General features: G+C 70.7%; 19 protein-coding genes and 1 pseudogene. 10 read left to right on the forward strand and 10 right to left on the reverse strand.

The genetic code is table 11. The features are described from left to right. Window positions 1-42 precede the first annotated feature (42 nt). Window positions 43-560: pseudogene (locus AC1UKG_RS20350) on the forward strand (pyridoxamine 5'-phosphate oxidase family protein). A 13-nt stretch (window positions 561-573) separates the two neighbouring features. Here the strand turns inward: AC1UKG_RS20350 and AC1UKG_RS20355 are convergent. Together AC1UKG_RS20355 and trmB are read right to left on the reverse strand one after the other, a co-directional pair. Continuing rightward, window positions 574-3,084, reverse strand: coding sequence for a DEAD/DEAH box helicase (locus AC1UKG_RS20355; RefSeq protein ID WP_029124039.1), 2,511 nt, complete (start codon window positions 3,082-3,084; stop codon window positions 574-576). 71 nt (window positions 3,085-3,155) lie between these two features. Further along, window positions 3,156-3,857, reverse strand: coding sequence for a tRNA (guanosine(46)-N7)-methyltransferase TrmB (gene trmB / locus AC1UKG_RS20360; RefSeq protein ID WP_018743507.1), 702 nt, complete (start codon window positions 3,855-3,857; stop codon window positions 3,156-3,158). 118 nt (window positions 3,858-3,975) lie between these two features. Here trmB and AC1UKG_RS20365 point away from each other — a divergent pair, with 118 nt between their 5' ends. Beyond that, on the forward strand, window positions 3,976-4,626 hold the full coding sequence (locus AC1UKG_RS20365; protein WP_026271371.1) for a hypothetical protein: 651 nt from the start codon (window positions 3,976-3,978) through the stop codon (window positions 4,624-4,626). After that, on the forward strand, window positions 4,623-5,270 hold the full coding sequence (locus AC1UKG_RS20370; protein WP_482642938.1) for a class F sortase: 648 nt from the start codon (window positions 4,623-4,625) through the stop codon (window positions 5,268-5,270). Before AC1UKG_RS20365 ends, AC1UKG_RS20370 begins: the two co-directional genes overlap by 4 nt. 18 nt (window positions 5,271-5,288) lie before the next feature. Here the strand turns inward: AC1UKG_RS20370 and AC1UKG_RS20375 are convergent, their stop codons facing one another. From AC1UKG_RS20375 to AC1UKG_RS20385, 3 genes are all read right to left on the reverse strand, one after another. Further along, the gene (locus AC1UKG_RS20375) at window positions 5,289-6,158 is read right to left on the reverse strand and encodes a sulfotransferase domain-containing protein (RefSeq protein ID WP_018814109.1); all 870 of its coding nucleotides are present in this window, start codon (window positions 6,156-6,158) and stop codon (window positions 5,289-5,291) included. A 212-nt stretch (window positions 6,159-6,370) separates the two neighbouring features. Further along, a complete protein-coding gene (locus AC1UKG_RS20380) occupies window positions 6,371-7,168 on the reverse strand; it encodes an exodeoxyribonuclease III (RefSeq protein WP_018743892.1) in 798 nt (265 codons plus the stop codon). A gap of 188 nt (window positions 7,169-7,356) precedes the next feature. Next, window positions 7,357-8,277, reverse strand: a complete 921-nt coding sequence (locus AC1UKG_RS20385) for a PAC2 family protein (protein ID WP_018743893.1) — start codon at window positions 8,275-8,277, stop codon at window positions 7,357-7,359. A gap of 513 nt (window positions 8,278-8,790) precedes the next feature. Between AC1UKG_RS20385 and AC1UKG_RS20390 the strand changes: the two genes are divergently transcribed. Next, window positions 8,791-9,579: an EcsC family protein gene (locus AC1UKG_RS20390; RefSeq protein WP_482642937.1), complete on the forward strand. Its 789-nt coding sequence runs from the start codon at window positions 8,791-8,793 to the stop codon at window positions 9,577-9,579. Here AC1UKG_RS20390 and AC1UKG_RS20395 read toward each other — a convergent pair. Both AC1UKG_RS20395 and AC1UKG_RS20400 read right to left on the reverse strand, forming a co-directional pair. Then, window positions 9,548-10,399 carry an SGNH/GDSL hydrolase family protein gene (locus AC1UKG_RS20395; protein WP_018814107.1) on the reverse strand — a complete coding sequence of 284 codons (852 nt, stop codon included), beginning with the start codon at window positions 10,397-10,399 and terminating at the stop codon, window positions 9,548-9,550. The genes AC1UKG_RS20390 and AC1UKG_RS20395 overlap by 32 nt on opposite strands. 183 nt (window positions 10,400-10,582) lie before the next feature. Then, a complete protein-coding gene (locus tag AC1UKG_RS20400; RefSeq protein ID WP_018743896.1) occupies window positions 10,583-11,182 on the reverse strand; it encodes an antibiotic biosynthesis monooxygenase in 600 nt (199 codons plus the stop codon). Window positions 11,183-11,366: 184 nt separating this feature from the next. Here AC1UKG_RS20400 and AC1UKG_RS20405 point away from each other — a divergent pair, with 184 nt between their 5' ends. The 3 genes from AC1UKG_RS20405 (at window position 11,367) to AC1UKG_RS20415 (ending at window position 13,912) form a co-directional block, all read left to right on the forward strand. After that, window positions 11,367-11,630: a DUF6343 family protein gene (locus tag AC1UKG_RS20405; RefSeq protein ID WP_018814106.1), complete on the forward strand. Its 264-nt coding sequence runs from the start codon at window positions 11,367-11,369 to the stop codon at window positions 11,628-11,630. A gap of 12 nt (window positions 11,631-11,642) precedes the next feature. Then, a complete protein-coding gene (locus AC1UKG_RS20410; RefSeq protein ID WP_029124031.1) occupies window positions 11,643-13,058 on the forward strand; it encodes an NADP-dependent succinic semialdehyde dehydrogenase in 1,416 nt (471 codons plus the stop codon). 128 nt (window positions 13,059-13,186) lie between these two features. Continuing rightward, window positions 13,187-13,912: a protein phosphatase 2C domain-containing protein gene (locus AC1UKG_RS20415; RefSeq protein ID WP_018814104.1), complete on the forward strand. Its 726-nt coding sequence runs from the start codon at window positions 13,187-13,189 to the stop codon at window positions 13,910-13,912. Between the two features lie 3 nt (window positions 13,913-13,915). Here the strand turns inward: AC1UKG_RS20415 and hrpB are convergent, their stop codons facing one another. The 3 genes from hrpB to AC1UKG_RS20430 are packed head-to-tail and all read right to left on the reverse strand — an operon-like array spanning window position 13,916 to window position 17,585. After that, window positions 13,916-16,483: an ATP-dependent helicase HrpB gene (gene hrpB / locus AC1UKG_RS20420; RefSeq protein ID WP_482642936.1), complete on the reverse strand. Its 2,568-nt coding sequence runs from the start codon at window positions 16,481-16,483 to the stop codon at window positions 13,916-13,918. A 26-nt stretch (window positions 16,484-16,509) separates the two neighbouring features. Then, entirely contained in the window at window positions 16,510-16,704 is a 195-nt protein-coding gene (locus AC1UKG_RS20425) for a DUF397 domain-containing protein (RefSeq protein WP_018743901.1), read from the reverse strand. Window positions 16,705-16,742: 38 nt separating this feature from the next. After that, the gene (locus AC1UKG_RS20430; protein WP_018743902.1) at window positions 16,743-17,585 is read right to left on the reverse strand and encodes a Scr1 family TA system antitoxin-like transcriptional regulator; all 843 of its coding nucleotides are present in this window, start codon (window positions 17,583-17,585) and stop codon (window positions 16,743-16,745) included. 142 nt (window positions 17,586-17,727) lie between these two features. Between AC1UKG_RS20430 and AC1UKG_RS20435 the strand changes: the two genes are divergently transcribed. The 3 genes from AC1UKG_RS20435 to AC1UKG_RS20445 form a co-directional block, all read left to right on the forward strand. Further along, window positions 17,728-18,357 carry a GOLPH3/VPS74 family protein gene (locus tag AC1UKG_RS20435; protein ID WP_018743903.1) on the forward strand — a complete coding sequence of 210 codons (630 nt, stop codon included), beginning with the start codon at window positions 17,728-17,730 and terminating at the stop codon, window positions 18,355-18,357. A 42-nt stretch (window positions 18,358-18,399) separates the two neighbouring features. Then, window positions 18,400-19,929 carry an APC family permease gene (locus tag AC1UKG_RS20440; protein WP_026271370.1) on the forward strand — a complete coding sequence of 510 codons (1,530 nt, stop codon included), beginning with the start codon at window positions 18,400-18,402 and terminating at the stop codon, window positions 19,927-19,929. After that, the coding region (locus AC1UKG_RS20445; protein ID WP_482643218.1) for a GNAT family N-acetyltransferase at window positions 19,926-20,487 on the forward strand (562 nt) is incomplete at its 3' end. The genes AC1UKG_RS20440 and AC1UKG_RS20445, both read left to right, overlap by 4 nt.

A 20,487-nucleotide genomic window follows, 5' to 3' on the forward strand; every position in this document is an offset into this window, starting at 1 on the left:
GCGAGGCTGCCCTCGTGAGCGACGAGGGAGGGTGCGCGGCGGCTGCCGCGGGACCGGCTTGCGGAACGGATCCGTAACCTGCTCTCGTCGCAGAACATGTGTGTGCTGGCCACAGTCGGGCCCGACAGGCCGTTGGCCACCCCGGTTCGCTACTACCCGCTCGACTTCGCGGTGATGTTCACCGCCGCGCCGAGGTCGCCGAAGCTGCGCAACATCGCCGCTGACCCGCGGGTCTCGGTGGGTGTCTTCGCCCCGCTGGTCGGGCTGGCCAGCAGCCGCGGCGCGCAGCTCTTCGGCGAGGCTCGGGTGCTGCCACCCGAGCACCCCGACCGCGAGTCCTACTGGGCGGCGTTCCGGTGGGAGAACGAGCACGCCGAACGGGGCCGGTCGCTCGCCGAACCACCACGGGACACCCTGGTGGTGATCGAGGCGAACCGGATCGTCTACACCGAGCACTGGCTCCGCCGGGAGAGTTTCGCCGCCCGTCAGTTCTGGCGACGCCGCGAGAACGAGCCCGGGGCGGCGAACGCACCGGCTCCCACCCGGACGGCGACGACTGAGCCCGGCCGGGTGTCAGCCGCCGAGCTGTCCGACCTCGGTGATCCGGAGGACCGCCGCGCCCGCCTCGTCGGAGGCGGCGAGGTCCACCTCGGCGCTGATTCCCCAATCGTGGTCACCTTCGGGGTCGTCCAGGATCTGGCGTACGGTCCAGGTCGCGCCGCCCTGCTCGATCAGCAGCAGCGCCGGCCCGCGGGCGTTCGGCCCGATGCCGATCTCCGGGTACTCCTCGAAGTACGGTGCCAGGGCGTCTTCCCAGGCGGCGGCGTCCCAGCCGGCGGCGCTGTCCAGCTCGCCCAGCTCGTCCCAGCGCTGCAGGGCGGCCAGCTCCACCCGACGGAACAGGGCGTTGCGGACCAGCACCCGGAAGGCCCGGGTGTTGCGGGTGATCGCCGTCGGCTGGTCGTCCAGGGCGACGGCGACCTCGTCCACGTCGGAGGGGTTGCGCAGCCGCTCCCACTCGTCGATCAGGCTGGAGTCAACCTGGCGGACCAGCTCGCCCAGCCACTCGATGAGGTCGATCAGCTCCTCGGTCTTGGCGTCCTCGGGGACGGTGTGCCGGAGCGTCTTGTACGCGTCGGCGAGGTACCGCAGGACGAGGCCCTCGGACCGGGTCAACCCGTAGAACTGGACGAATTCGCCGAAGGTCATCGCCCGCTCGTACATGTCCCGGACGACGGACTTGGGGGAGAGCTGGTGGTCGGCCACCCAGGGGTGCCCCTGGCGGTACATCTCGTAGGCGTTGTCCAGCAGTTCGGCGAGGGGCTTGGGCCAGGTGACCTCGTCGAGCAGCTCGAGGCGGGCCTCGTACTCGATGCCTTCGGCCTTCATCGCGGCGACCGCCTCACCGCGGGCCTTGAACTGCTGCGCGGAGAGCACCTGGCGCGGGTCGTCGAGGATCGACTCGATCACACTGAGCACGTCCAGGGCGTAGGCCGGGGACTCGCGGTCGAGGAGCTCGATGGTGGCGAGGGCGAGGGGCGACAACGGCTGGTTGAGGGCGAAGTCGAGCTGGAGGTCGACGGTGAGTCGGGCCCGGCGGCCGGACTCGTCCGGCTCGGGTAGCTCCTCGACGACGCCACCGGCGCGCAGCGCCCGGTAGATGGCGATGGCGCGGCGGATGTGCCGGCGCTGGGCGGCGCGGTCCTCGTGGTTGTCGGTGAGCAGGTGTCGCATCGCCGCGAACGCGTCGCCGGGGCGGCCGATGACGTTGAGCAGCATGGCGTGGCTGACCTGGAAGCTGGAGGCCAGGGGCTCCGGATCGGCCTCGACCAGCCGTTCGAAGGTGGGCTTGCCCCAGCCGATCGACCCCTCCGGTGGCTTCTTCCGGACGACCTTGCGGCGCTTCTTCGGGTCGTCGCCGGCTTTCGCCAGGGCCTTCTCGTTCTCGATGACGTGCTCGGGTGCCTGCACCACGACCCGGCCGAGGGTGTCGAAGCCGGCTCGTCCGGCGCGGCCGGCGATCTGGTGGAACTCGCGGGCCTTGAGGAGCCGGGTCCGGGTGCCGTCGTACTTCGACAGCCCGGTGAAGAGCACGGTGCGGATCGGTACGTTGATGCCGACTCCGAGGGTGTCCGTGCCGCAGATGACCTTGAGGAGCCCGGCCTGGGCCAGCGTCTCGACCAGGCGGCGGTATTTGGGCAGCATCCCCGCGTGGTGTACGCCGATGCCGTGTCGGACCAGCCGGGACAGGGTCTTGCCAAAGCCGGAGGTGAAGCGGAAGTTTCCGATCGCCGCCGCGATCATGTCCTTCTCGGCCCGGGTGCAGACGTTGACGCTCATCAGCGCCTGGGCCCGTTCCAGGGCCGCCGCCTGGGTGAAGTGCACGACGTACACCGGGGCTTCGCGGGTCTCCAGCAGCTCCTCGAGGGTCTCGTGCATCGGCGTCGTGGCGTACGAGAAGAGGAGGGGGACCGGGCGCTCGGCGGTCTGGACGACGGCGGTCGGTCGGTCGGTGCGCCGCGTGAGGTCGGCGACGAACCGGGTGGTGTCCCCGAGCGTGGCGGACATCAGGATGAACTGTGCCTGCGGCAGCTCGATCAGCGGCACCTGCCAGGCCCAACCCCGGTCCGGCTCACTGTAGAAGTGGAACTCGTCCATGATCACCTGGCCCACGTCCGCGCGGGTGCCCTCCCGCAGCGCGAGGTTGGCCAGGATCTCCGCAGTGCAGCAGATGACCGGTGCGTCCGGGTTGACGCTGGCATCGCCGGTGAGCATTCCGACGTTGTCGGCTCCGAACACCTCGCAGAGCGCGAAGAACTTCTCCGACACCAGGGCCTTGATCGGGGCCGTGTAGAAGGTCGTCCGGTCGTCGGCGAGCGCGGCGAAGTGCGCCGCCATCGCGACCAGGCTCTTGCCGGACCCGGTCGGCGTATTCATGATCACGTTCGCGCCAGAGACGATCTCGATGACCGCCTCCTCCTGGTGCGGATAGAGATCGAGGCCGCGCTCGGAGGCCCAACCGGCGAACGCGTCGTACAGGGTGTCGGGGTCGGCGCTGGCCGGCAGCGCGGCGGTAAGTGTCATGGCGGGGTCCATGGTGCCTGGACCATTACCGCGCGCGCCAACCGGGCCGGTCATCGGCGTCTCGCCGGGGCTCAGCGGCGGTGGTAGATCAGGTCGGCCACCGGGCGGCCGGCAGCCAGCGCGCGGCGTTCGAACTTCGTCACCGGGCGGTGCTCGGGTCGGGGCGCGAAGCCCTCGTGCGGGTTCACCAGTTCCGGATCGGCGTCCAGGGTCCGCCGCATCGCCTCCGCGTACTCGGCCCAGTCGGTCGCGCAGTGCAGCGTGCCGCCGGCCGTCAACCGCGAGCGCAGCAGGGCGACGTGATCGGGCTGGATGAGGCGCCGTTTGTGGTGGCGGATCTTCGGCCACGGGTCTGGAAAGAAGACGTGTACCGCGTCGAGTGAGCTGGCGGGCAGAGCGCTGACCAGGTCCAATGCATCGCCCTCGGCGATCCGAACATTGCTCAGGGACTGCCGCTCCACCAGGTCGAGAAGGTTGGCGATTCCCGGCGTATGCACCTCGACCGCCAGATAGTCTCGGTCCGGATCGGCGGAGGCCATCGCCACGGTGGCGTCGCCCATCCCAGAACCGATCTCCAACACCAGGGGTGCCCGGCGCGGGAACAGGACAGCCGGCTCCACCGGCGTGCCGGGCATCTCCGGGACGGTCAGGCCGTACTGCGGCCACAGCTGTTGCAGCGCGCTGGTCTGGCGCGGCGACATCCGGCCGCGTCGCGGGTGAAAGGTCCGGATGCTCCGCGCGGGCGCGGTGGGGTGAGAGTCGGTGATGGTCACAGCGATCCGAGCGTACGCGAGGACCGCGCCGAATCGGATGTGATGTGTACCGGGGATGTCGGGATCCCCGTGCGACAGGCCGGGCGTACGTGCTGCCCAGCCGGGTCGGGAGGGGGCTGTGGTGAAGGGGACCCGCGGGGGCCTGGTGGCGACGATCGCGGTCGCGGTCGTCGGCCCGCTACTCGCGGTCGGGGCCGCGAACGCGACGGCTGGGCCAGCGTCAGCCCAGGTGGTATCAGCTGGACCGGCTGCTGCCCGAGCAGCGTCGGCCTGGTCCTCCGCCGTTGCGCCGTCGACTCCCGAGGGGGTACTCCGCCCGGTTGCCGCTCCTATGCAGCCCGAGGGGCCGAAGCCGGCAACCGTCTTCGTCGAGGTGAGTCCGAGCACGGTGAAGGCCGGCTACCTGGTCTGGATCCGGGCGAGTTGCCGGGACAACTCCATCCCGGCAAACGTCTGGTCCGACGCCTTCGGCCGCGTCCAGGTGAAGCCGGACAATGGGCTGTTGACCGCGACGGCGATGGTGCGGGAACGCACCCTGCCCGGCAGCTACCGGGTCAAACTGGAGTGCCGCGACGGCGAGACCGCGTCAACGATGCTCCAGGTCGTCAAGTCGGTCGCGCCCAGTCGTGGCCCGGCCACCGGGTTCGGCGGGTCCGCCAGCAACTTCTCCGCGGGGCTGCTGCTGCCGGCCGGGGTCGGGCTGACCGTGGCTGGTCTGGTGGTGTGGCTGGTGTCCCTCCGCCGAATTCGCCGGGCTGCCCGCCGATGACCAGGGCTCGCGCGGCCCGCGCGGCCCGCCGACCGGCGGGCCGGCGTAGCCCGTGGGCCGTACCGCTCGCCGTGTTGCTGGTGTTGGTGGGAGTCTTCGCCACTGGCGCCGGGCTGGGTCGAACCACCGGCCCACTGGAGTGGGCCAGCGCGGCAGACGAGGACCGACCCGCCAGCAGCGCCCGGCCCGAACCGGCCACCAGCCGGCCGGTTCGCCTCGCCGTACCTGCGATCGGGGTCGCCGCGCCGATCGCGCCGGTGGGGCAGGCCCGGGATGGCTCTATCGCTGTCCCGCCCCTGGAACGGGCCCACGAGACCGGCTGGTACGACCAGGGACCGGTCCCCGGCGATCCGGGACCGGCGGTCATCGTCGGCCACGTCGACACCAGGGCTGGTCCGTCGGTCTTCGTTGACCTGCACCGGCTGCGCCCCGGCGACCCGATCGAGGTGACCCGTGCCGACGGCTCGGTCGTGGGATTCCGGGTCGACTCGGTGGAGCGGTTCCCCAAGGACCAACTCCCCGCCGAACGGGTGTACGGCGATTCCGGGCCGGCCGGGCTGCGCCTGATCACCTGCGGTGGAGCCTGGATGGGGGGCCGTACCGGCTACGCCGACAACGTCATCGCCTTCGCCACGATGACGTGAGACCGGCCGGTGATCCGGTCAGGAAACCGCGTCGCGGGCCGGATAGCCGAGAACCTCAACGAGATTTCCGGTCGCCGCCGTAAAAGCCGCGTAGATCTCGTCATCGAAGTGGTTGCGCCAGTCGCCGGATTTGCCTTTTCGGTAGTGGGAGATCTTCCCGGCGCTCTCCCGGTCCTTCCGCATCTTGGAGAAGCTGTACCGGGACAACAGGGGCTCCAACTCGGCGGAGGGCAGAGTAATCCCGCAGTGCCGCATCAGCTGGTCAACCTCCTCCAGCTGCCGCTCGCCGGTCAGGTCCTCGTAGCGGAACAGGCGGAAGGTCTCGGAGCTCGGGGCGACCGCCCACGTCCGAAGTTGCGTGAAGAGGTGCCGCTTGGAGTGGCGTTCGATGACGTAGAGCAGCCCTTCCTTCATCGGGATTTCCCGCAGGGTCTTTCGCGCCTGGGGGATATCGCCCATGGGGGCATGTGAGTTGCGCAGTGAAAAGTAGCTCGAAATGACGATGTCGCGTGGGTCGCGAATCACGAAGAATGCACGGTAGGAGCCAGGCTTCGAGATCTTCTCGAAGCGCGGGTAAGAGTGAAATAGTGCCAGACCCACCCGGCCGGGTGGAATGAGGGGGAGGTTGCGCCGCTTGTAGAACCGTGGGTCGTAGGGGAGGAGCCCGGAGTGGCGATAGACGGTGGGGTCGCTGAACAAGGCCTTGATCCACTGGCTGCCCGTCTTGTGCACGGTGCAGTGGTAGATGTTGTCGAACTCGCACCGGTTGACCACCGGCACGGCGAGCCGCTTTTTTGTGTTGTGGGCCTCGAGCTGTGCTCGGCGGGCCATGCGGCGCATGGAGTTGGGCGTGTGGTGCTTGGCGAAATCGATCGTGCGACTAATCATTAGTTGAGGCCTCGTCTGCGCCTTTTGGGTTAGGGGAAGTTCTGGGGGGTGTCGTAGGTGTGGTGGCGGTTGAATCCCCGGTCAAACCGTTCCCGTCTCGGTATGTCAAGGTGCCACTAGGAATATCCCCGACGGTCCAATTAAAGTCAATCCTACCCTCGGCGATTGGCTGGTGACGTGGAGTGCGGCGTGAATTGTCGCCGTGCGGGTGCTCAGAACGTCTCCACCGCGGGGACAAGGTCGGCGTCCACGACGATCGGGGCATGGTCAGAGGGACCCTTCCCCTTGCGGGCCTCCCGGTCCACGTACGCGGCCCGGACCACGCGGGCGAACGGAGCAGAGGCGTACACCAGGTCGATCCGCATGCCCTTGTTTTGGTGGAACATTCCAGCCCGATAGTCCCAGTACGTGAACGGGTGCGGGCCCTTCATCGGGGTCGGGACCACGTCGGCGAGGCCCAGATCGCGTAGCGCCGCCAGTGCGGCCCGTTCGGCGGGCGTGACGTGGGTGGAGCCGGTGAACAGGGCCGGATCCCAGACGTCCGCGTCGGTGGGGGCCACGTTGAAGTCGCCGCACACCACCAGCGGTGCGTTGCCGGCCAGCTCGACCTCCAGCGCGTCCCGGAGCGTGCCGAGCCAGGCCAGTTTGTACGCGTAGTGCGGGTCGTCGAGGGTCCGGCCGTTGGGCACGTAGACCGACCAGACCCGTAGTCCGGCGCAGGTGGCGGAGAGGGCACGGGCCTCCGGATCGGGAAAGCCCGGCTCGGCGGGGAAGCCGAGGGCGACATCGGTCAGGCCGACCCGGGAGAGAATGGCGACCCCGTTCCACCGGCCGTCACTGTGGCTGGCGACCGTGTAGCCGAGCGCGCCAACCTCGGCGACCGGGAACGCGCCGTCCGGGCACTTGGTCTCCTGGAGGCAGACCACGTCCGGGTTCGTGTCCGCCAGCCAGTCGAGCAGCCGGGGCAGGCGGGCCTTCACGGAGTTCACGTTCCACGTCGCCAGGCGCATGTGTCCCAGCCTGCCCGATCTGTCGCCGGCTCGCTGCCTGCCCAGGGCGTGTCATCGACGGGCTGTCGGGGAGGGCGCTCGGCGCCGCTCCCCGACCTTCGCCCTCGCTGCGGCCTGCCGGACCGGGCTCAGCGCTCCGGCGGGATCCCCGCGGGCCGGCGGAGCGGCCGTCCGCCCCGGCGACCAGCTCAGCCGCCGGGGTTGTCGTTGGGGCGGGTCTGCTCGGCCAGGAATCGCTCCAACTCGGCACCGAGTTCGTCGGCGGTCGGTAGGGCCTCGGTTCCGGTGCTGAGTAGGTTCGGCTGGCCGCGCCCACGGGTTAGGGCGTCGTACTGCTCCTCCAGCGCCTGGACCAGCGTTGCGGCGTCGTCGGTCTGGGCGACCTGTCGGTCGATTTCCGTCCGGACCGCCTCGGTCGCGGCCCGCAGGTTGTCGCTGGGAAGGAGGAGCCCGGTACTGCGCGAAACGGAGGCGAGCAGCACCTCGGCCGCAGCGGGGTACTCGGTCTGCGCGACGTAGTGCGGCACGTGCGCGGCGAAGCCCAGCGCGTCGCGGCCCTGTTCGCCGAGGCGGTACTCGAGCAGGTATCCGATGCTGCCGGGCACCTCCACGCGTTGCAGCCACGGCTCGTAGCCCGCCGTGAGTTCACGTCGGGTGGCGTGGGCGGTGACGCCGGTGCGGCGGGTGTGTGGAACCGCCATCGGAATCGCGTTGAGGCCGACCGTCAGCCGGACATCCAACCGGGCGGAGAGCCCGGCCACGGCGGCGACGAAGCGTTCCCATTGCAGGTCCGGCTCGGGGCCGGTGAGCAGCAGGAACGGGGTGTCGGCGTCGTCCCGGAGCAGGTGCAGCTCCAGGGCCGGGGTGTCGTAGGACTCCCAGTGGTCCTCGACGAAGGTCATCACTGGCCGGCGCGAGCGGTAGTCGAAGAGCTGGTCCAGGTCGAACCGGGCCACTGGCCGCGAATCGAGCGAGGTGAGCAGTTGCTCGCGAGCCAACCGGGTGGCGTTACCGGCGTCGACGAAGCCGGAGAGTGCCTGGATCAGGACGGGCTGCCCGAGGTCGGGCAAATCGTCGGTAAGTTCGTAGAGCTCGTGTGGATCGAGCACCGGTGTGGACCTCCCTGGATCTGGCTACGGGCCGTCCTGCACGGACGGCACCCGGTTGGGGAAACTACTCGCAGCCCTGCGGCATTCCGCCGGGCCCCCGGTCAGGTTCCGGGGCCGCACTCCCGGTCGGGTCGCCGGGACGGGTGTGTGCGTGGGCGGGACGCCCCTCGCGACGGGGGGCGAGCCCCGTGACCGGCCCCAACCCGCCGTACGCTTACCGACCAGTCAGGCGCGGAGGAGGGTGCTTCCGTGCCTCAGCACGGGTGTTGTCTCGGCGCGGTACACCTGAATACAGCAACCCGGAAGGAGGCCGACATGTCCCTCATTCGGCCGGATCAGGGCGTCCCCTCCGTTCACCCCGCGGAGAACATGTGATCGAGCGGAGGGGACGGGAGGCAAGGCCCAGCAGCCGGGGGTTCGCCGTGCGACCTGAGCGCCACCGTTGACCGTGTCCGACTCCAGCCGTGAAGCTGGCAAGCAGGCCGCCCAGCCGCAGACCCCGGGGAGCCCACCGTGACCGATGCCGCACCCGCCGATGGTCAGCCCGGCGTTCGCCCGCCGCAGAAACCCGAGGCGGCCCCGGCCGTAGCGGGGCCGCCAGCCGGGCTGTGGGACCGGATGCGCGAGGATCCGCAGTACGCACCGGAGCACCTCGCCCTGGCCGCGGTGCGTCAGCTCGGTCCGGAGGCGGCTCAGTGGGCGCGGCGAGTCCGCACCGACCAGCCGGCGACGGTGTCGGTCGAGGCCTTGGCCGAACAGGCGGTTCGCCGATTCGTCAACCATGCCCGGTTCCCCGAGGCCGCCGCTGGGGCGACGGGCCTGCCCGGCCTGGTGATCGACGTGGGTCTCCTCGCCTGGACCCAGGCCCGGATGGTGTTGCACGTCGCCGCCGCCTACGGGCTGGACGCCACGCACCACGACCGCGCCGTTGACCTGCTGGTGTTGCAGAAGGTACACAAGGCCGATCAGGCCGCACGGCTCGCGCTCGGGGTGGCCGCCGGTCGAGAGCGCGCTGATGCGCTCTTCGGCTCCAGCGCCGGTCAGGCCCCGCTTGGCCAGGTGACGCTCCGCCTCGGTGCCCGGCTGGCCCAGATGGCCGGCGCGCGGGCCACCAAGCGGGTTGTCGCGAAGGTGCTCCCGGGGGTCGCCATCATCCTGGGCACCTGGGCCAACTCCTCGGCGACCAAGGAACTCGCCGCGCGGTCCCGGACGTTGTACCGCCAGCACAGTGGGGTGGGTTGCCGGTGTGGTGGAGCGGGGGACCACCGACTCAGGCGTCGGGTCCCCAGGCTCCCCAGGTGACCTCGGCGAGCCGCTCCTGGCCGGCGAGGTTGGGATGGAACCAGTCAAAGGCGTTGACCAGGTCCAGTGTGAAACGGAGCTGGTGGGCGGCGCCGTCGTCGTAGCGGCAGCGGGAGCCGTACGCCTTGCAGGCCGCGGCGAGCTGGTCGTTGTAGTCGGCGACCCGTTCGCGCACGGCGTCTCGCCGGGAACGATCCGCCGGGTCGGTGGAGGTCGGATTCTTGAGCAGGGCTGGGCAGATTCCCCGACTCCAGGCCCGTACCGCCCGTTCGTTGGTGTGCCCCACCTCCCAGAGCCGGTGCAGGTCTGGAATGCTGACCACCAGCAGCCGCGCCTTCGGCAGCTCCGCTTTCAGCACCCGCAGCCCCTGATCCACCTGACTCCGGAACGTCTCCACCGGCGTCATCGCCGTGACCTCGCCGTGGCAGACGTCGTTCGCGCCGATGAGCACGGTGATCCGGTCCGGTCGGTCCCGCGTCGCCTGCTCCGCCTGGCCGGCGAGCGCGGACGCCCGGGCTCCCGCCCGAGCGTGGTTGAACGCCTGCCCGCGGATCGCCGGATCCTGGTCGAGCAGCCGTCGGTAGTGGCTCTCCACCCGGAGGCTGTTCCCGGTGGACCAGGAGTTGCGTTCGCACGGGGCCACGACCAGGCAGGAACCGAGGCCGGTGCTGATCGAGTCGCCGAGGGCGGCGATCCCCCCGGCTTCGGTGCCGGGCGAACCAGGACTGGGGCTGCTGGGTGCGGTCCCACCGCCGTTTTCGCAGGCGAGCACGACGAGTGCGAGCAGGCAGACGACGGCGGTGACCCAGCGTCGAGGCATGGCTTCCCCAAGCGGCCGAGCGGTGAGTGATTGCCTGGGCACTCTATGGGTGCGGTCGGGGTGGCGGTGGGGCAGTGTCGGATATCCAGCACCGCGCTGCGGCTCTCCGCGGGAACCGCTGCCCGCGGTAGTGGGGCTGACTCAGCGCGGCCTACGGCCGTCCCCGCTGTCCACGGTTGCTCCTCATCGTGGGCGGCGGGCGGGAGGTCGGCGGTGCAGCCACCAGCCGAGCGCGTGGGTGATCCGGGGCAACACCACGTACGTCATCAGCGGTGTCAGCGTCAGTGTCATGAGCAGCACGCGAGCCGGTACCGGGACGTCTGGCATGAACTGGCCGGTCAGCAGGGTCGCGGTCAGACTGAGGGGGAAGAACGCCAACCAGATCGTTACCGCCTGCTTCCACCGCGGCGGCGACGGTGGCGGAGCGGTCGGCTCTGCGCTGACCGGCTCGACAACCTGCCCCCGCCGGGAGAACCAGCCCTCGACCCCGGTCCGGCGTTCCACCTGGGTGTGCTCGACGACGCCCTGCGCCGAGGCCAGCCACCAGTGCCGTTGCGGTGACTCCTCCCAGCGACGCAGCGTCTCGTCGTCGGCGAATCGGTAGAGCATGTGCCACTCGCCGGAGCCGGGGGCGCTGCGGATCCAGCCGGCCCCGAGGAAGCCGGGAAACGCCTCCGCCAGCGCCGTGCCGGCGCGCATCCACGCCACCATCTCCTGGGTCCGAGCGGGGTCGGTACGTCGGGAGACTGAGACGGTCACTGGCATCGCGGGCGTCATGGTCATGTCTCCATGTTCCTCGCCGACACCCGGATCGGCCGGCGCGCGGTGGGTCGGTGTAATGCGACTAACCCACGTGGTGAGCCGACTCACGACAGCCGGCCCGGGCAGCCGGAACAACCGGCTGGAAGGTGCTGCTGGCCGGGACGTGTTCCTGGTTAGGTACGCCCGGAGCGGGTAGGCCTGGGTGATGACGAGATCGCAGCCCCGGCGTGCCCGTGGCACCGTCGGTCACGCCAACAGCGCGCTCAATCTTCGCCTCGTGCTCGCCAGCTTCGGCCTGGTCACGATGGTGGTCTTCGGCGTGTTGGCGTTCCGGGCGGGGGTGGTCTGGTTGGGGGTGGTCTGCGCCCTCTTCGCCGTGGTCGCCGTCGTCGACCTGGTGATCATCCAGCGGCGACGGGGCGCTCGCCGCCGGGAGGAGCCGGGCACCCGGCATTCGTTGTTCGAGTGACAGGAGTTCGCGATGCCCATCGCCACTACGAACCCGGCCACCGGCGAGACGCTGAGGACGTTTGCGCCGATCTCGTCCGAGCAGGTGGAGGCGGCGATCAGCCGGAGTTCCCACGCGTTTCGGCAACTGCGCGACACGACCGTCGAGGAGCGTGGTGACTGGCTCAACAGGGCCGCCGCCCTACTGGAGGCCGACCGCGACGACGTGGCCCGGCTGGTGACAACCGAGATGGGAAAGACCTACGCCGCTGCCCGGGCCGAGGTGGCCGTCTGCGTGAACGCCTGCCGCTTCTATGCGACGAAGGCACCGGCGTTCCTCGCCGACGAGCCTGCCGACGCCGCCGGGGTCGGTGCCGCTCGGGCCTTCGTCCGGTACCAGCCGCTCGGGCCGGTGCTTGCGGTGATGCCCTGGAACTTTCCGCTCTGGCAGGTGCTCCGTTTCGCCGCGCCGGCGCTGATGGCCGGCAACACCGGCCTGCTCAAGCACGCCTCGAACGTCCCCCAGAGCGCTCTCTACCTGGAGGACCTCTTCCGTCGGGCCGGCTTTCCGCCGGGGGCGTTCAGCACCCTGCTGGTCGGCTCGGACGCGGTGGAGGCCATTCTCCGCGATCCGCGGGTTTGTGCCGCGACGGTGACCGGCAGTGAGCGTACTGGACGGGCCATCGCCCAGATCGCCGGTAGTGAATTGAAAAAGACTGTGTTGGAACTCGGCGGCAGTGACCCGTTCGTGGTGATGCCCTCGGCCGACCTGGATCGGGCCGCCGAGGTGGCGACCGCTGCCCGGTGCCGAAACAACGGCCAGTCCTGCATCGCCGCGAAGCGCTTCATCGTGCACACCGACGTGTTCGACGCCTTCGCGGAGCGGTTCGCCGCGCGGATGTCCGCACTGCGGGTGGGTGACCCGATGGCAGAGACCACCGACGTGGGTCCACTCGTCAGCGAGGAAAGCCGTGCCGAGATCGTCGCCCAGGTACGCGACGCCGTTGACCAGGGTGCGACCCTTCGCTGCGGGGGTGAGCTGCCGGCGGGGGAGGGCTGGTACTACCCGCCCACGGTTGTCGCCGATCTCACCCCGCGGATGCGGATGTGGGCCGAGGAGGTCTTCGGGCCAGTCGCCGGGCTGTACCGGGTCTCGTCGTACGACGAGGCGATCGAGGTGGCCAACGGCACCTCGTTCGGGCTCGGGGCGAACGCCTGGACCCAGGACCCGGCGGAGCAGGAGCGGTTCGCCATCGACCTGGAGGCGGGCAACGTCTTCGTCAACGGTATGACCACGTCCTTTCCGGAGCTGCCGTTCGGTGGGGTGAAGAACTCCGGGTACGGCCGTGAGTTGGCCGCGGTGGGGATGCGCGAGTTCTGTAACACCAAGACCGTGTGGGTTGGTGGCGGCGACGGCCGCACCGACTCGGTGGGGGCGCTCGCCGAGTAGCGCGGATGAGGGGTGGCGCGTGCCGGCTGGATGATCGTCGGGCTCGGTACCGGTGAGATTCGCCGCGCCACGCCGGGACGGGGTGCCTCCTTGAGACAACGGCCTCTCCGCCTGGCAGGCTGCCTCCCATGACCTTGAAGCTGCGTTCGTTCGGCATGAGCGACCGTGGGCTGATCCGGAGTGGGAACCAGGACGCCCTGTACTCAGGTAGCTGGCTCGTCGCCGTCGCCGACGGCATGGGTGGGATGGCCGCTGGTGATCTTGCCAGTTCGATGGCTATCAGTTCGATCGCGCCAATCGACGTGGCGACCCCGGAAGATGAGCTGGTAGCCGTGTTGCAGCGGGCCATCGCGGGGGGGACCGCACGAATCCGGCAGGCCGTCAGTGAGGAGCCGGAGCGCCAGGGCATGGGTACCACGCTGACTGCCCTGCTCCTGGCCCGAACGGGCAGCTGCCTCGCGTTGGCTCACGTCGGCGACTCTCGGGCATACCTCTTCCGCGAGGGCGTGCTCAAACAGATCACCCGGGACGACACGTTCGTGCAGCTCCTCGTTGACCAGGGGGTCATCACGCCGGAGGAGGCGAGTAGCCACCCCCGGCGAGCGGTCGTGACCCAGGCGCTGCAGGGCGAGGAGGTCGCCCCGGCCTACGCGACGATGATCCCCTGGGCCGGCGATCGTTGGCTGCTGTGCAGCGATGGGCTGTCGAATGTGGTCCGCCCGGAGACGCTCACCGAGGTGCTCGCCGGATACCCCGACCAGACCGAGTGCACCCGAAAGTTGATCGAACTGGCGCTGCACGCCGGCGGCCCGGACAACGTCACTGCCGTCGTCGCCGACCTGGTGGCGGAGTGACCCTCAGCGGCGGCGCGGATTGGCCCGCCGGGTCGGCTCGGCGGTCGTCGGATCCACCGGCCAGGAGTGCCGTGGATAGCGCCCGCGCAGCTCCGCCCGCACCTGCGGGTAGCCGGACCGCCAGAAAGAGGCGAGGTCTCCGGTGACCGCGACGGGACGCCCGGCGGGGGAGAGGAGTCGCAGCAGGACGGGGACCCGACCAGCGGCGATCCGGGGCGCCTCCGGCCAGCCGAAGGTCTCCTGGAGCCGGACCGCCAACACCGGTGTGGTCGGATCCGTGTAGTCGACGCGGATCCGGGAGCCGCTGGGCACCGTGAGTCGTTCCGGGGCGAGTTCCTCCAGGCGGGCCGCGAGTGGCCAGGGTAGCAGGCGGCGCAGCGCGGAGAGCACATCAATCTGGGCCAGGTCGGCCCGCCGTCGTGCCCCGGCCAGCTCCGGCGCGAGCCAGTCCGGCGCTGCCGCCAGCAGCGCCTCGTCTCCCACCTCGGGCCACTCGTCGCCGAGGGCCGTGTGGCAGAACGCCAACCGCTCGCGGAACGCCCGGGCCGCCGGGGACCAGGTCAGCAGCCCCAGTCCGGTACGGCGTAGGCCGTCCACGAGCGCGTTGCGCAGCTCGTCCCGGTGCGGCGCGACGAGCGGGCGTTCCACGAGGTCGAGGGAGCCAAGGCGGACCACCTCCCGAGCCACCACATCCGTCCCGGACCAGGCCACCTCGTGCGCCGTGGTCAGCAGCGAACCGCCGGCCGCCCGGGCGGTCGCCTCGTCGATCGGAGCCGCCAGTCGGATGCGGGCAGCTGGCGCGCCCGGCGTCCGGTCGGCGACCGCGACCGCCAGCCACACCGAATCGGTCAGCGCTGACCCGGGTGCCAGCGTCGCGGCGGTCCCACCACTCATCAGGTATGTCGGGTCGCCCGGCCGCCGGGCTCGGGCCAGCCGTTCCGGGTATGCCAGGCCGACGACCAGCCCCGCGGCCAGGTCCTCGGGGATGCCCCGTTCCGGCGTCGTTGGCCCGGCGCCCGAGGGCAGGGCGGTACGCAGCCGGCGTACCTCGGCTCGCCAGCGGTTGGTGGCGGTGGCGTCCGTTCCGGCGCGAAGCCGTCGTAGCGCGGCGGTGAGGTCGTCCCGGGCGCCGGCGACCCCCTCCTCGGCGAGGAGCGCGACGACCTCGGCCGCGCGGTCCGGGCCGAGGTGGGCGGCGCCATCGATCAGGGCGCGGCCCAGCCGGGGGTGCGTGCCGACCGCGGCGATCGCCCGGCCGCGGTCGGTTACCCGCCGATCGGCGTCGAGCGCGCCGAGCGCGACGAGGGACTCCTGGGCCACCGCGAGCGCGGCCGGCGGCGGTGGGTCTGGCAGCGCGAGGCCGCCTCCGTCCGGCGTGCCCCAGGCCGCGATGTCCAGCGCGAACCGGGTGAGGTCGGCGGTGGCGATCTCTGGCTCCGGCTGTGCGGCGAGCCGCTCGTGCTGCGCTGCCGACCAGCAGCGATATACCTGCCCCGGGCCCTCCCGACCGGCCCGTCCGGCCCGCTGGGTGGCGGCGGCCCGGGACACCGGGACGGTGACCAACGCGCCCAGCCCGCGGGCGAGGTCCGTACGCGCGACGCGGGCCAACCCCGAGTCGACGACCACCCGCACCCCCGGCACCGTCAGGCTGCTCTCCGCGACCGACGTCGCCAGCACCACCCGCCGACGGGGGCGGTCGGCGCCGGCGCGGGATGGGGTGTCGGAGGTGCCGAGCCGGAGCGGATGCGCCCGCAACACGGCGTCCTGCTCCGTTGGGCGCTGCCGGCCGTGCAACGGCAGGACCGCGACCTCGGCGGGCAAGCCGGCCAGCCGGGCGCTGATGGCGGCGATCTCGCCGGTGCCGGGGAGGAAGACCAACACGTCGCCGTCGTGCTCGCGTAGGGCCCGCCGGATGGTGGCCGCCACATGGTCGAGTAGCACCGGGTCCACCCGGCCGCTGCCGGCGGGGAGGACCGGGCGGGGCGGCGGTGCCCAGATCCGGGCCACCGGGTGCGCCGCCGCCGACGCCCGCACCACCGGTGCGGGCATGTCACCGCCGAGCAACGCGGCGACCCGATCCGAGTCAGGGGTGGCCGACATGCCGAGTAGCCACAGCTCCGGGCGGAGCGCGGCCCGTGCCTCCACCGTGAATGCGAGCGCCAGGTCGGCGTCGAGCTGCCGTTCGTGGATCTCGTCGAGCAGGACGGCGCTGCTGCCGGCCAACTCCGGGTCCCGGTGCAGCCGGCGGACCAGCAGGCCGGTCGTCACCACCTCGACCCGGGTGCGTGGTCCGACGCGGCGGTCGCCCCGCACCGCGTACCCGACCCGCTCGCCCACCCCCTCGCCGAGCAGCGCGGCCATCCGGCGGGCGGCGGCGCGGGCGGCCATCCGGCGGGGCTGCGCCACCAGCACCCGGCCGGTCACCTCCTCCGCCACGGCGAGCGGGAGCAGTGTGGTCTTGCCGCTGCCCGGTGGCGCTACGAGCACCGCGGTGCCGGTGGCGTGCAGCGCCGCCAGCACCGCGGGCACCACCGGCCGGACCGGCAGGTCAACGGGGGCGTCGGAGTACACGGCAGGAGTGTCCCACCGGCGGCGGGTCAGTCGCCGCCTACCCCGTCGATACCGGCGACGAAGGCCCGCCAGGCCGGTGTGGGGAAGGCGAGCACCGGGCCGCGACGGTCCTTGCTGTCCCGGACCGCGACCTGGTTGGTCGATGTGGACACCTCGATGCAGTTGCCATTGCCCACACTGCGGCTGCTGGTGCGCCACTCAGTCCGGTCGAGCCCCGTCATCACGTACCTCTCGTCAATGCCGGCGTGCCTCGCCGACGTTACTTAAAGTTACGAGAAGCTGCCAAAAGATGTGCCTGGGACGCCGCTGGATCGAGCGCCAGACGACGCAGCTCCTCGTGCACAAGGCTATACCCAGCCACGTGTTCCGCCCCCTCCAGTGCCAGGCCTGTCGTGAGATTTTCCAGGTAGACCACGGCTGCGTCGGCCGTGTCGGCGAAGGCCAGGATGACGTAGGGCGCGCTCATGGCGGGGTGCCCGCCGGCCGAGAAGGGTAGTACCTGAACCGTAACGTTCGGTAACTGTGCGACCGTTGCGATGTGCACAAGCTGGTCGGCCATCACCGCGTCCCCGCCGACCGGCCGGCAGAGCACCGCCTCATTGAGAACAACCGACAGCTCCACCGGGTTGTCGCGGTGCAACACCTCCTGGCGGCGTAGGCGCGCGGCCACCTTTCGTTCCAGGCCGCCCTCGCCGGCGGTGCGCCGGAAGACCTCGCGCGCGTACGCCTGGGTCTGCAGGAGTCCGGGTACGGCCTCGCCCTCGTAGGTGTGCAGTGCGGCGGCCTCCGCCTCCAAGCCGACGTAGAACTCGAACCACTCCGGCAGGACGTCGCTGTAGCTCTGCCACCAGCCGCGCTGCTGGGCGTCGCGGGCGATCTCGATCAGTGCCTCGGCGTCGGCGCCGGTCACCTGGTAGAGGGCGAGGGCGGCGCGGACGTCGCGCGGCTTGATTCCAATCTGGGCGTTCTCGATCCGGGACAGGTTGCTCTTGGACATGTCCAGCTGGCGCGCGGCGGCGTCGAGGGTCATCTTGGCGCGCTCGCGCAGCTGGCGGAGTTCACGGGCGATACGGCGGCGGCGTACGGTCGGGCTCGCGGTCACCCTCCGAGTCTGTCACGACAAGATCCCCAGGTCGTTCGGATACGGAGTGCAACCCTCCTAATTGGGAGTTGCAGTTCAGCCCGGTGCCGTGCATTCTTGCCCAGTTGCGATCACTGTGGATGAGATAGGTGGGAGGACCGGGTTGCTGGTCGCCGACGAATTCTTCCTGATCGCCCACAACGATTCGCGGGGGCGGGCGAAGCTGCACTCGTCCGCCACCGGCCTCGGGCTCGCTGGCTGCCTCCTGGCCGAGCTGATCCTCAGTGGAAATATCACTGTGGCCGGTGGTGAGGTGTCGGTCGTCCATACCCGGCCGCCTGCCGATGCGCTCGCCCATACCGTGCTTGACCAACTGGTCGGCGAGGCGCAACACCGGTCGGTGCGCATCTGGCTCAGTTTCCTCGCGCAGAGCGCCGCCACCTCGGTGGGGGAGCGGCTGTCCCGGGCGGGCGTGCTGCGTCGGCAGGAGAGCCGGCGGTTACTGCGCAGCAAGGTCGGCTATGTCCCGGTGGATCCGAACGCGGCAGCCTGGCCGGCGACCCGCCTGCGGCTACTGCTGGAGCGGTCGGACCCCCCACCGACCCTCCCTGATGCGGTGCTACTCGGGCTGACCGCCGCGGCAGGCCTGAGCCGGGAGGTGCTGTGGAGCGTCGGACCCCGAGCCGCGCACCGCTTCACCGAACTGGTGGCCTCGCTGCCCCCGCCGTTGAAGGAACTGGCGACGCAGACCGAGGCCGCTGTCGGGGCGGCGGTGCTGCGCGGTTCCTCGTGATCGCGATAACAACATTCCTCGTGTCCCTCAACCGGAGTGGTTATGCCCTCGACAGCAACCATAGAAAAGCCGAGCAACGTCTCTGAGGCGCTGGCCCGTGGCCGGCTCGGTGTGCCATCAGTGGTCTTCTTCGTTCTGTCCGCGGCCGCACCACTAACCGTGGTGGCGGGTGTGGTGACCACCGGCTACGGCGTCATCGGCGTGCTCGGCATCCCGCTGGCCTTCCTCATGGTCGCCGCGTTGCTCGCCCTCTTCTCAGTTGGCTACGTGACAATGGCCCGCCGGCTGGTCAACGCCGGCGCCTTCTACTCGTACATCTCCCGCGGGTTGGGTCGTCCGGCCGGTGTCGGCGCCGCCTGGGTGGCGCTGATCGCATACAACGCCCTGCAGGTCGGCTTGTACGGCACCATCGGCGCCGCCGCCGAACCGGTCCTGGACCGGCTCTTCGGCGTCAGCGTGCAGTGGTGGGTGGTGGCCCTCGGTGCCTGGGCGTTCGTCGCCGTGCTGGGGCTGCTTCGGGTGGACATCAACGGCAAGGTCCTCGCGGTGCTGCTGCTCGCCGAGATCGCAGTGGTCCTGGTGTTCGACCTTGCCCAGCTGGGCAACCCCGCTGGTGGCCAGGTCAGTTTCGCCGCGTTCGCACCGGACAACCTCTTCGTCCCCGGCCTCGGCGCGGTGCTGGTGCTGGCGATCCTCGGGTTCGTCGGGTTCGAGGCAGCGGTGGTGTTCAGCGAGGAGAGCAAGGATCCCCGCCGGACGGTGAAGGTGGCCACCTACCTGTCTATCGCGATCATCGCGGGACTCTACGCACTCTCGTCGTGGAGCATGACCGTCGCGGTCGGGCCGGACCAGATCTCCGAGCAGGCCGGCGAGCAGAGTGTCGCGCTGATTTTCAACCTGGCCGCCGAGCACCTCGGCGACACGGTGGTGACCATCGGCCAGGTGCTGTTCCTGACGTCGGTGGTGGCCGCGATGATCTCTTTCCACAACACCACCGCCCGGTACACGTTTGCCCTCGGCCGGGAGCGGGTGCTGCCGGCGGCCTTCGGGCGCACCTCGCCGAGCAGCGGCGCCCCTCGCATGGCCTCCCTCGCCCAGAGCGCTCTGGGCCTGTTCGTGATCCTGCTGTACGCGGTCAACGGGTGGGACCCGATCGTGCAGCTCTTCTTCTGGTGCGGCACCAGCGGCTCGTTCGGGGTGCTGCTGCTGATCGTCACCACCTCGATCGCGGTGATCGCCTACTTCGCCCGCGACGGCCAGGGGGAGTCGCTGTGGCGGCGGGCAGTGGCACCCGGGCTCGCCGCGGTGGCGTTGCTGGGCGTCTTCACCCTGGCGGTGCTCAACTTCGCTGACCTGCTCGGCGTCCCGGCCGACCACACCCTGCGCTGGGGAGTCCCGATCGCGTACCTGGTGGCCGTGCTGCTCGGCGTGGTGTGGGGGCTGTTCCTGCGGTCGCGCCGTCCGGTTATCTACGCCCGGATCGGGCTCGGCGCGGAGAGCGCCGCCACGGTCCTGCCGGAGACGACCGATCCCCTGCCAGCAGCGTCGGATCGGGCGGAGGCCCGGCGGTGACCGGCATCGGTGTCGAGCAGCTCGGGCCGGAACGGACGCAGCTGGTCGCGGAGCGGATCGCCGCGGCGTTCCTGGTGCTCGACCAGCCGCGCTGGCTGGTGCCCGACGACAGCAAGCGGGAGGCGGTGATCGCCGGACAGTTCGAGATCTTGGTCGACCATGCGATGCGGCACGGCCTGGTCTTCGGTACCACCGACCTGACCGGGGTGGCCGTCTGGTTCCCCTCGATCGGTGCAGAGCCGGCGCCGCCGCCGCCGGACTACGATGCCCGGCTCGCCGCGGTGTGCGGTGAGTGGACGGATCGCTTCGTCCACCTCGATGAGCTCTTCGCCGCGAACCATCCGCAGCCCGACCACCATCACCTCGCCTTCCTCGCCGTGCAGCCGGACCGGCAGGGCCAGGGAGTGGGCACCGCGCTGTTGCGGCACCACCACGCGTGGCTGGACGCCAACCGGATGCCCGGATATCTGGAGGCGTCCAGCGAGCTGGCCGCCGAGCTCTACGCCAAGCACGGCTACCAGGCACGGGAACCGTTCCGGTTGCCCGATGGCACGCCAT

The organism is Salinispora sp. CH2A1_6 (genome assembly GCF_056820975.1).

Bases quoted from the DNA above. Each gene is read 5' to 3' on its own strand.
- AC1UKG_RS20355 (WP_029124039.1), bottom strand. From the start codon at position 3,084: ATGACACTTACCGCCGCGCTGCCGGCCAGCGCCGACCCCGACACCCTG.
- AC1UKG_RS20370 (WP_482642938.1), top strand. From the start codon at position 4,623: ATGACCAGGGCTCGCGCGGCCCGCGCGGCCCGCCGACCGGCGGGCCGG.
- AC1UKG_RS20375 (WP_018814109.1), bottom strand. From the start codon at position 6,158: ATGATTAGTCGCACGATCGATTTCGCCAAGCACCACACGCCCAACTCC.
- AC1UKG_RS20380 (WP_018743892.1), bottom strand. From the start codon at position 7,168: ATGCGCCTGGCGACGTGGAACGTGAACTCCGTGAAGGCCCGCCTGCCC.
- AC1UKG_RS20395 (WP_018814107.1), bottom strand. From the start codon at position 10,399: ATGCCTCGACGCTGGGTCACCGCCGTCGTCTGCCTGCTCGCACTCGTC.
- AC1UKG_RS20400 (WP_018743896.1), bottom strand. From the start codon at position 11,182: ATGACCATGACGCCCGCGATGCCAGTGACCGTCTCAGTCTCCCGACGT.
- AC1UKG_RS20405 (WP_018814106.1), top strand. From the start codon at position 11,367: ATGACGAGATCGCAGCCCCGGCGTGCCCGTGGCACCGTCGGTCACGCC.
- AC1UKG_RS20410 (WP_029124031.1), top strand. From the start codon at position 11,643: ATGCCCATCGCCACTACGAACCCGGCCACCGGCGAGACGCTGAGGACG.
- AC1UKG_RS20415 (WP_018814104.1), top strand. From the start codon at position 13,187: ATGACCTTGAAGCTGCGTTCGTTCGGCATGAGCGACCGTGGGCTGATC.
- AC1UKG_RS20425 (WP_018743901.1), bottom strand. From the start codon at position 16,704: ATGACGGGGCTCGACCGGACTGAGTGGCGCACCAGCAGCCGCAGTGTG.
- AC1UKG_RS20440 (WP_026271370.1), top strand. From the start codon at position 18,400: ATGCCCTCGACAGCAACCATAGAAAAGCCGAGCAACGTCTCTGAGGCG.